This window comes from Novosphingobium sp. UBA1939 (genome assembly GCF_002336885.1).
Classification (GTDB): Bacteria; Pseudomonadota; Alphaproteobacteria; order Sphingomonadales; family Sphingomonadaceae; genus Novosphingobium.
This window is the reverse complement of sequence record NZ_DDFB01000070.1, coordinates 1-8,878: the sequence shown is the minus strand read 5'-3', so window position 1 is coordinate 8,878 and position 8,878 is coordinate 1. Positions and strand designations below refer to the sequence as shown.

Below are 8,878 nucleotides of genomic sequence, written 5' to 3'. Positions count from 1 at the left end.
AGTTCTCGGCGGAAATCAACACCGAGCGTCCTGACCGCGCGGCGTTTTGCGGGGCATTCCACTCTGACTATGTTAGAAATAGCCCTTGTCTATTTGTGGTGCTGACGGTGTGTCGATAGCGTGCATAAGAAAAACAATATCGGTCATTTCTTCAATGGGAGGCTACCTTATGTCGACACACAATCCGCTTTTTCCATCCGTCGTGTCTATGTTCCTCGGGTTGACTGCCTTTGGTTTGGGCGCAGCGATTGCCCAAGAGTCGGGGGTCGATGCTGCCAAGGCGCTGGTCAAGAAGCATCAGTCGCCGGGCGAGTTCGTCGCCCCCGGTCCCGCTTTCGACGCCAAGGCCTGCCTGGCCGGCAAGAAGATCATGGTCATCCCAATGACCCAGGCCAATCCCTTCAGCGCTAATGTCGCCAATGCGATGAAATCGGCCGCAGGCGAAGTCGGGTTCGACCTGCGGGTCTTCGACAACCAGTTCGACGTGCAGCAGTGGATCCGCGGGATAGAGCTGGCCGTGGCCGAAGGCTACGACCTGATCGACCTGTCGACCGCGCCGATCCCGGAAATGCTGCAGCCGCAGATCGAGGCCGCCCGCGCTGCGGGCGTGAAGGTCACCGTCTCGCACTGGTATGACGCCAACGAACCCGTCCCTGCCTTCGTCGATGGTGCCTCGCTTGCGCCTTTCTCGGCGTCGATGGAGCTTGCCTCCGCTTGGGCGATTGCCAAGACCGAAGGCAAGGCCAAGATCCTCTTCGTGCACTCCGACGAGGTCAGTTCCGCCAAATACGCGAAAGAGGCTATCGAAAAAACCTTCGTGAAATACGGCACGGAAAGCAGCTATACGTTGCTGAACGTGCCGCTGGCCGACTGGTCGACCCGCATGACGCAGTCGGTGCAATCGGCGCTGCTGTCGGACCCGGCCATCAACTACGTCGTGCCCTTCTATGACGGGATGAGCCAGTTCGTCCTGCCCGCGCTGAATCTCGCCGGGCGGCCGGATGTGAAGATCGCCTCGTTCAACGGCACGCCCTTCGTACTGGACATGGTGCGCGACGGCAAGGTCGAGATGGACATCGGCGAAAGCGTCGGCTGGATCGGCCGGGCGGCGCTTGACTACGACATGCGCATGCTCTGTGGAGTCGAGGCGAACCCGGTGCTGAACGTGCCGCTCTACATCTTCGATGCTTCGAACGTGGCGAGCGCCGGCGTTCCGGCGACTTACGATGCGGGCTACGGCGATGCGCATATCAGGGGCTTCGCCGACCTGTGGGGCCTGTCGAAGTGAGCGATCCCGCCCCGGTCGCACCGGCGCTTCGCATCGTCGGAATGGGCAAGTCCTTCGGCCCGGCGCTCGTGCTGGACGGGGTCTCGTTCGATCTGGCGCGGGGTGAGATCCTCGGGCTGCTCGGGCACAACGGCTCGGGCAAATCCACGCTGATCAAGTGCCTGGCCGGGTTTCACCGACCGGACAGCATCGAGACGCTGGCGCTGCACGGCGTTCCCGTCACCGCCGACGTGGCGGGGACGGGCAGCCGCATCGCCTTCGTCCATCAGGATCTCGGCCTGGTGAACGACATGACGATCCTGGAGAATTTTCTTCTGACCGACCGCCGTGCGCTTTCCGGCGTGTCGATCCCATGGAAAGAGCTTCGCGCGTCGGTCGCACAGGCGCTGCGGCGTTTCGGGCTGGATTTCCCGCTGGATGCGAGGGTCGACAGTCTCAGCCTGGCCGCCCGCTGTCTGGTCGCTGTGGTCCGCGCGGTCGAGACCCTCGGCGGAGCAGCCGAGGGGCAGGTGCTGATCCTGGACGAGCCGACACCCTTCCTGCCTGCCGCTGGGGTGGCGAAGCTGTTCGCGCTGCTGCGCGGCTTTGCCGGGGCAGGGGGCAGCATCATCTTCGTCGCGCACGACATCGACGAGGTGCGCGAGATCACCGACCGGATCATCGTCCTGCGGGACGGACGCAAGGTGGCCGCTTTCGACACGCGCGCGACCGGACGGGACGAGATCATCGAGGCCATCGTTGGCCGGACGCTGCAGCATCATCACGTGCGCCGCGGAGACACGGAGCGCCTGCGCCGCGATGAGACCTGGCAGGTCAGCGGCCTTTCGGGTCGCGGAGTGGCCGATTGCACGTTCAGCGTCGCGTCAGGCGAGATTCTCGGCGTGACCGGGTTAATCGGCTCGGGTGCGGCTAGCGTGCCCGAACTGCTGACTGGGGCTTCGCAGGCTCGGACCGGGCTGCTGCAAGGGCCGGGACGCGATGGGCCGGTCGAGATCGACTTGGCCGCAACCCCGTTGCGGGACCTGATGGCGCAGGAGGTGTTCCTGCTGCCCGACGACCGGTTGCGGAAATCTGGGGTCGGCGGGCTGAGCCTAGCCGAGAACATCGCCTTGCCCGCCCTGCCGGGCTTCACGCAGGCGCTGCGGCTGATGCGCCGGTCGCTTCGACAGCATGTCGAGACGGTGGTCCGCACGTCCGGCGTGGCTCCTGCCGAGCCGGGCATGCTGCTTGGGAGCTTTTCCGGCGGCAACCAGCAGAAGGCGCTGATTGCCAAATGGCTTTCCCTGTCGCCGCGCATTCTTGCGCTGTCGGAGCCGACGCAGGGCGTGGATGTGGGCTCACGCCAGCTGATCTATGCCGCCATCGAAGGTGCGGCCCGGGCGGGCGCGGCGGTGGTGCTCTACAGCAGCGACGCCGGCGAGTTGGCGCAGATCTGCGACCGCGTCCTGATCTTCTCAGCCGGCCGCGTTTCAGCCGAACTCGCCGGAGAGGCCATCAGCAAGGACGTCATCGTCTCGGCTAGCCTCCGGCAGGCCGTGGCGGCACAGCACGATATGACGGGGGCGGCCGCGTGAGCCAGAACAGCAAGCGGGGCGAAGGCGGGTCGATCCATGAACGCATCGGGCTGATCTATGTCTGGATCTTGCTGATCGCGATTTTCCTGATCGTGAAGCCCGCGGTGTTCGGGTCGTTCAACATCTATGCCTCGATCCTGGGTGGCCAATCGGCGGTGGTCATGCTGACGCTGGCGCTGATCGTGCCGCTGACGGCGGGCGAGTTCGACCTGTCGGCGGCCGCGATGCTGGCGTTTTCGGCGATGATCATCGCGGTATTGAATGTCGACCTGGACGTGCCGGTCGGGCTCGCCGTGCTGGCGGCGCTGGCGGTGTCGATCGTCGTGGGTGTGTTGAATGCGCTGCTGGTGATCCGGCTCGGCATCGGCTCGCTGATCACGACGCTCGGGATGGCGACGCTGCTGCAAGGTGTCGTCCGCTGGATCAGCGGCTCGCGCACCATCTACGGCATCTCCGACAGCCTCGTCAGCGCGGTGCTGACCGGGCGCATCTTCGGTATCGCGCCGTCGTTCTATTACACGCTGATCCTGTGCATGGCGCTATGGTACGTGTTCACCCGCACGCCGTTCGGAATGAAGCTCCTTTTCGTAGGTCGCGGCCCTGAGGTCGCCCGGCTGAACGGCGTCGCGGTCGACCGGGTGCGCATGGGCGCGCTGATTTCCTCCTCCTTCATCGCAGCACTCGGCGGGGTGATCTATGCCGGCACGTCGGGCGCGGCCGATCCCGTCTCCGGCTTTTCGCTGCTGCTGCCTGCCTTTGCCGGCGCCTTCCTCGGGTCGACCGCCATCACGCCGGGCCGGTTCAATCCATGGGGCTCGCTCTTCGGGATGTATTTCCTGGCGACCGGTATCACCGGGCTCGTCACTATCGGCGCGCCATCCTTCGTTCAGGACCTATTCTACGGCGGTGCGCTGATTGTCGCCATCGCTACCGTCCAGGTGCTGCGGCGCTGGCGTGAGAAGCGGGCGCGAGCCTGACAGAGAGGAAAGAATGACCGATCAAACTCCGATCAAAACCGGGCCCGGCTTCATCCTGGGCGTCGACATCGGCGGCACCTTCACCGACCTCCTGGCGGTGCGTGAGGCGGATGGGGCGCTGTTCACTGCCAAGGTGTCCTCGACGCCGCACGACCCGTCGATCGCGGTGCTGAACGGGATCGAGCGGATCACCGAGCAGCATGGCATTCCTGCGAGCGCGATCCATACGGTGATGCACGGCACGACGGTGGCCACCAACGCGGTGCTGACGCGCGGCGGGGTGAAGGTAGGGCTGCTGACGACGAAGGGTTTCCGCGACGTGCTGCACATCGGTCGCTCGTTCGTTCCGGGCAATCTCGGAGCCTGGGTGACGTGGGAGCGGCCAGAACCGCTAGTGCCGCTGTCTTCTGTCGTCGAAGTCGACGAACGCATCGGCGCCGACGGAAGCGTCTTGGCGCCGCTGGACGAGGCGGCCCTGCGCCGCGACATCAGGAAGCTGCGCGACGAGGGGATCGAGGCGCTGGCGATCTCGTTCCTGAACGCCTATGTCGACGGCAGGCACGAGCGCCGCGCACGCGAGATCGCCGGCGAGGAACTGCCGGACATCCAGGTCTCGATCAGTTCCGAAGTGGCACCGGAGATGTACGAATACGAGCGGACGGTTACGACCGTGGTGAACTCCTACGTTGGACCCATTGTCAAGGAATACGTCAACAACCTGCAGAACCTGCTTTCCGCGAAGATTCCGGACGTGAACCTGCGCATCCTTCGCTCGGACGGAGGCCTGTCGTCGGGCGAGTCTGCGGCGGCATCGCCGGTCAACCTTCTGATGAGCGGCCCGGCCGGCGGCGTGGCTGGCGCGATCTGGGTGGCGAAACAGACCGGTTTTCCCGATTTTCTGACCTTCGACATGGGCGGCACCTCGACCGATGTTGCGCTGGTGCAGGGGCTGGAGGCCCGCACCCGTCGCGAGACGGCGGTGCACGAGGTGATCGTGCGCGCGCCGTCGATCGACGTGAAGACGGTAGGGGCGGGCGGAGGCTCCATCGCCTTCGTGCCGGACCTGACCAAGGCGCTGCGCGTCGGCCCGAAGAGCGCGGGCGCGGTGCCGGGGCCTGCGGCCTACATGAAGGGCGGAACCGAGCCGACGGTCACCGACGCCAATGTCGTCCTCGGCTACCTGCCCGCCGACGTTCGCCTCGGCGGCGATATGAAGATCGACGTCTCCCTGGCCGAGAAAGCGATGGAGAAGGTCGCCGCCCCACTCGGCCTGTCGATCCGTGAGGCGGCCGAGGGTGTCATCGACATCGTCAACGAGAACATGTTCGGCGCTCTGCGCCTGGTCTCGGTCGAGATGGGCTACGATCCGCGTGATTTCGCGTTGATGGCCTTCGGCGGAGCCGGGCCGCTGCACGCCAATGCGCTGGGTGCACTGCTGCAAAGCTGGCCGGTGATTATTCCGCCGGGGCCGGGAGTCCTCTGCGCCTATGGCGACGCCACGACCAAGATGCGCAACGAAAGCGCGCGCAGCTTCGTGCGGCGCTTCGGCGAGACCTCCGCCGAGGAGATCCGTGCGGCCCTCGCGCCGCTGAAGGACGAGGCCGGGGCGGGGCTGGAGGACTGCATGACGCCGAAATTCACCTACCAGGCCGACGTGCGCTATTGCGGGCAGGGCCTCGTGATGCCGATCGACCTCAGCGAGGAGGATCTGGCGGGCGACATCACTGCCATCCTGCGGCGGCGTTTCGACGGCACCCACGAGCAGTTGTTCGTCTTCGCGCTGGATACGGAGTGCGAGCTGGTGAACCTGCGCGCCACGGCCGAGGCCGGGGGGCTCGACCTGGCCGCCCGCCGCCTGCCGCAGGGCGATGGCAGCTCCGCCTCCGCCTGCATCGGCAAGACCGCGATCTTCCACAGCAGCCAGGAGCACGAGACGGGGCTTTACGACCGCGCGCTCTTGCGGGCGGGCGATCGCGTGCTTGGCCCGGCGATCGTGACAGAGATGGACACGACGTCACTGATCTTGCCGGGGCATTACGGCGACGTCTCGTCCGACGGCTCGATCCTGATCTATCCAAACGACCACAGACAAGCGGAAGCCTGACATGACCGCAAAGATCATCCAGCCGAATACGGCCTCCTACGGCCGCGTCGACGTGAACGTGGTCACTGTCGACATCATCGAGAACGCGCTGCGCAATGCACGCAGCGAGATGGATGCGGTGATCTTCCGCACCGCCATGTCGCCCGGCATCCGCGAACAGCACGATGCCTTTCCCATCATCGCCAATTCCAACGGGCTGATGGTGGTGGGGCAATTCGGCTCGTTCATCCACGGCTTCCTCAAGGCCTATGATGGAGAGATCGAGGAAGGCGACGTCTTCTTGACCAACGATCCCTATTCCTGCAACGGCGCGGTCAGCCACCTGAACGACTGGCTGGTGCTGATGCCGATCTTCCACGGTGGACGGCTTGCCGCCTGGGCCGCCATGTTCGGCCATATGACGGACACCGGTGGCCGGGTTCCGGGATCGCTGCCCACCGATGCGCAGCAGATCTTCGAGGAAGGCATCCAGATCCCACCGGTCAAGATCATGCGCGGCAGTGTTCTGGCCGATGAGATCCTGAAAATCTGCCTGCGCAACAGCCGCGTGCCCGAATGGAACCGCGCCGACCTGATGGCGCTGATCGCCGCCGTGAAGCTGGCCGAGCGGCGCATCCATGAATTGTCGCTGCGCTTCGGAGCCGACACGCTCTATTCGGCTATGGAACTGCTGCTGGAACGGAACCTCAATGCCTTCCGGCGGGTGATCCGTGAGGTGGTGCCGGAAACCCCGGTCAGCTTCGAGGACTATATCGATGACGACGGCATGGGGAACGGTCCCTACAAGATTGCCTGCAGCATGTGGCGGGAGGGCGATCGCGCGATCTTCGACTTCGCGGGCACCGATCCGCAGTCCTCGTCCTCGGTGAACTATTACCTGCAGGACGAGCAGTTCAAGATGATCTTCGGGGCCTATACCTCGAAGCTGTTCGATCCACAGATCGTCTTCAACGATGGCTACTACGAGCTGATCGACGTGCGCATTCCCGAAGGCAGCCTCTTGCGACCGCGCCGTCCGGCGGCGCTGTCCTGCCGGACGCACCTTCTGTGCCGCATGTTCGACCTCGTCTCCGGCCTTCTCGGCCAAGGCAAGCCCGAGGCGATGTGCGGCGCCGGCTGGTCGGCCAGCCCGCACCTCATGTATTCGGGCTCCGACGCCAAGGGCGACTGGTTCCAGCTCTACCAGATCGGTTTCGGCGGCCTGCCGGCGCGGCCGGTGGGCGACGGAGTGGATGGCCACTCGCTCTGGCCATCGTTCATGAACATCCCGACGGAGTATCTGGAGGCCTATTTCCCACTGGTGATCCGCCACACAAAGATCATTCCCGACAGCGGCGGGCCTGGCCTGCACCGGGGCGGCAACGGCATCTCCATCGCCTATGAATTTCGCGAGCCGGGCGAGATCTCGATCCATGACGACCGCTGGATGACCCGCCCCTGGGGCGTCAACGGCGGCAAGGCGGCCGGTCGTAGCAAGCGCCGGCTGAACCGGATCACGGGCACGAGCGAGTTGGTCGCCTCAAAATGCGACCGGATCAAGGTGACGAAGGGCGACGTGCTGGTCATGGACACCTGGGGCGGTGGCGGGTGGGGCGATCCGTTGAAGCGGCAGGCGAAGCTGGTGACGGAGGATGCACGCAACGGGTTGATCACGCGCGACGGCGCGCGGGATTACGGCGTGGTGCTCGATGCTGCCTTTGCCGTCGACGAGTTGGCCACCGCGGCCCTGCGGGCACGTATGGCGGCGGAGGCAGGCTCTCCGCAGAGCTTCGACTTCGGCGGAACCATCGAGGAGCTGGTGGCCCGCTGCGAGGCCGAGACCGGCATGCCCGCGCCGCGTCGCCCGATCGCCGAGCAGAATGCGGCTTGACAGCCGACGGAGGAGGACATGACAGACGCGACACCTGGGATGGGGACCCATCCCCCTGCGACGATCTTGCGGGGTTCGGACACCGGCTTCAACGCCGTGCCCGGCTCCCGGTTCGAGATGCGCGAGAACGGCCTGCAGCCTGCCACCGGCGGCGCGTATACGGCACGGATCTTCCGCGCCACCTCGGGCGGCACGGTCGCCCCGGCCATGCATTGGCACGATGCCGCCTTTCAGTATGTCCACATCCTGAAGGGCAAGATCGAGTTCCTGCTGGAAGGCGGCGAGCGGCGGACGCTGAGGGCCGGGGACGCGATTTGGCAGCCGACGGGATGCCTGCATTGCGTGACCTACGTCTCGGCCGACCTGGAGCTGCTGGAGATATTCTCGCCTGCGGACATCGCGACGATCCGGGTGGACCAATGAACAGCCGTCCCAATGCGGCCCTTCGCCTCCAGACGACCGGCGAAGCTCTGCTCGACGCGCTGGCCGCGCGCGGCATCACCCATGTGTTCGGCATCCCCGGAGTCCACACGATCGAGCTCTACCGCGGCATGGCGGCAAGCGGGATGACCCATGTGCTGACCAAGCACGAGCAGGGCGCCGGCTTCATGGCCGACGGCTACGCCCGCGCCACCGGCCGGCCGGCCGCCTGTTTCCTGATCACCGGGCCGGGCGTGACCAACGCGCTGACCGCGGTGGGCCAAGCCTATTCGGATTCGGTGCCGATGCTGGTTATCGCCTCGACGCTGGTCGTGGGCGACCAAGGGCGCCAGCGTGGCAGGCTGCACGAATCCCGCAACCAGCGCGCCATGGCCGAGCAGGTGACCGCCTTCGCCGCGACCTGCTGGCGGCCCGAGGACGTGCCGGAATATCTCGACCGCGCCTTCGCCGTCTTCGACAGCCGCCGACCGCGTCCGGTCTATCTCGACATCCCCATGGACGTGCTGGCGAGCCCGGCCCGCGGCGACTGGACGCCGCGGCGGTTGTCGGCCCGTCCCGGCGCGCGGCCCGAGGACGTCGTCCGTGCCGCCAGTCTTCTGGCTGGCGCACGGCGGCCGATGCTTA

Annotated in this window: 7 protein-coding genes; all 7 read left to right on the top strand. The window is 65.8% G+C overall.

Features of this window, described 5'->3' with window-relative positions; translation table 11 throughout:
• Nucleotides 1–208 precede the first annotated feature (208 nt).
• A complete protein-coding gene (locus tag B3547_RS10005) occupies nucleotides 209–1,288 on the top strand; it encodes a sugar ABC transporter substrate-binding protein (protein ID WP_292962639.1) in 1,080 nt (359 codons plus the stop codon).
• On the top strand, nucleotides 1,285–2,862 hold the full coding sequence (locus B3547_RS10000) for a sugar ABC transporter ATP-binding protein (RefSeq protein WP_292962636.1): 1,578 nt from the start codon (nucleotides 1,285–1,287) through the stop codon (nucleotides 2,860–2,862). Before B3547_RS10005 ends, B3547_RS10000 begins: the two co-directional genes overlap by 4 nt.
• 68 nt (nucleotides 2,863–2,930) lie before the next feature.
• On the top strand, nucleotides 2,931–3,839 hold the full coding sequence (locus B3547_RS09995; RefSeq protein WP_292962634.1) for an ABC transporter permease: 909 nt from the start codon (nucleotides 2,931–2,933) through the stop codon (nucleotides 3,837–3,839).
• Nucleotides 3,840–3,852: 13 nt separating this feature from the next.
• Nucleotides 3,853–5,943, top strand: coding sequence for a hydantoinase/oxoprolinase family protein (locus tag B3547_RS09990; protein WP_292962632.1), 2,091 nt, complete (start codon nucleotides 3,853–3,855; stop codon nucleotides 5,941–5,943).
• A gap of 1 nt (nucleotide 5,944) precedes the next feature.
• Entirely contained in the window at nucleotides 5,945–7,813 is a 1,869-nt protein-coding gene (locus tag B3547_RS09985; RefSeq protein WP_292962630.1) for a hydantoinase B/oxoprolinase family protein, read from the top strand.
• A gap of 39 nt (nucleotides 7,814–7,852) precedes the next feature.
• Nucleotides 7,853–8,236, top strand: a complete 384-nt coding sequence (locus B3547_RS09980) for a cupin domain-containing protein (protein ID WP_292962628.1) — start codon at nucleotides 7,853–7,855, stop codon at nucleotides 8,234–8,236.
• A partial coding sequence (locus B3547_RS09975; protein ID WP_292962627.1) for a thiamine pyrophosphate-binding protein occupies nucleotides 8,233–8,878 on the top strand: 646 nt, incomplete at its 3' end. The genes B3547_RS09980 and B3547_RS09975, both read left to right, overlap by 4 nt.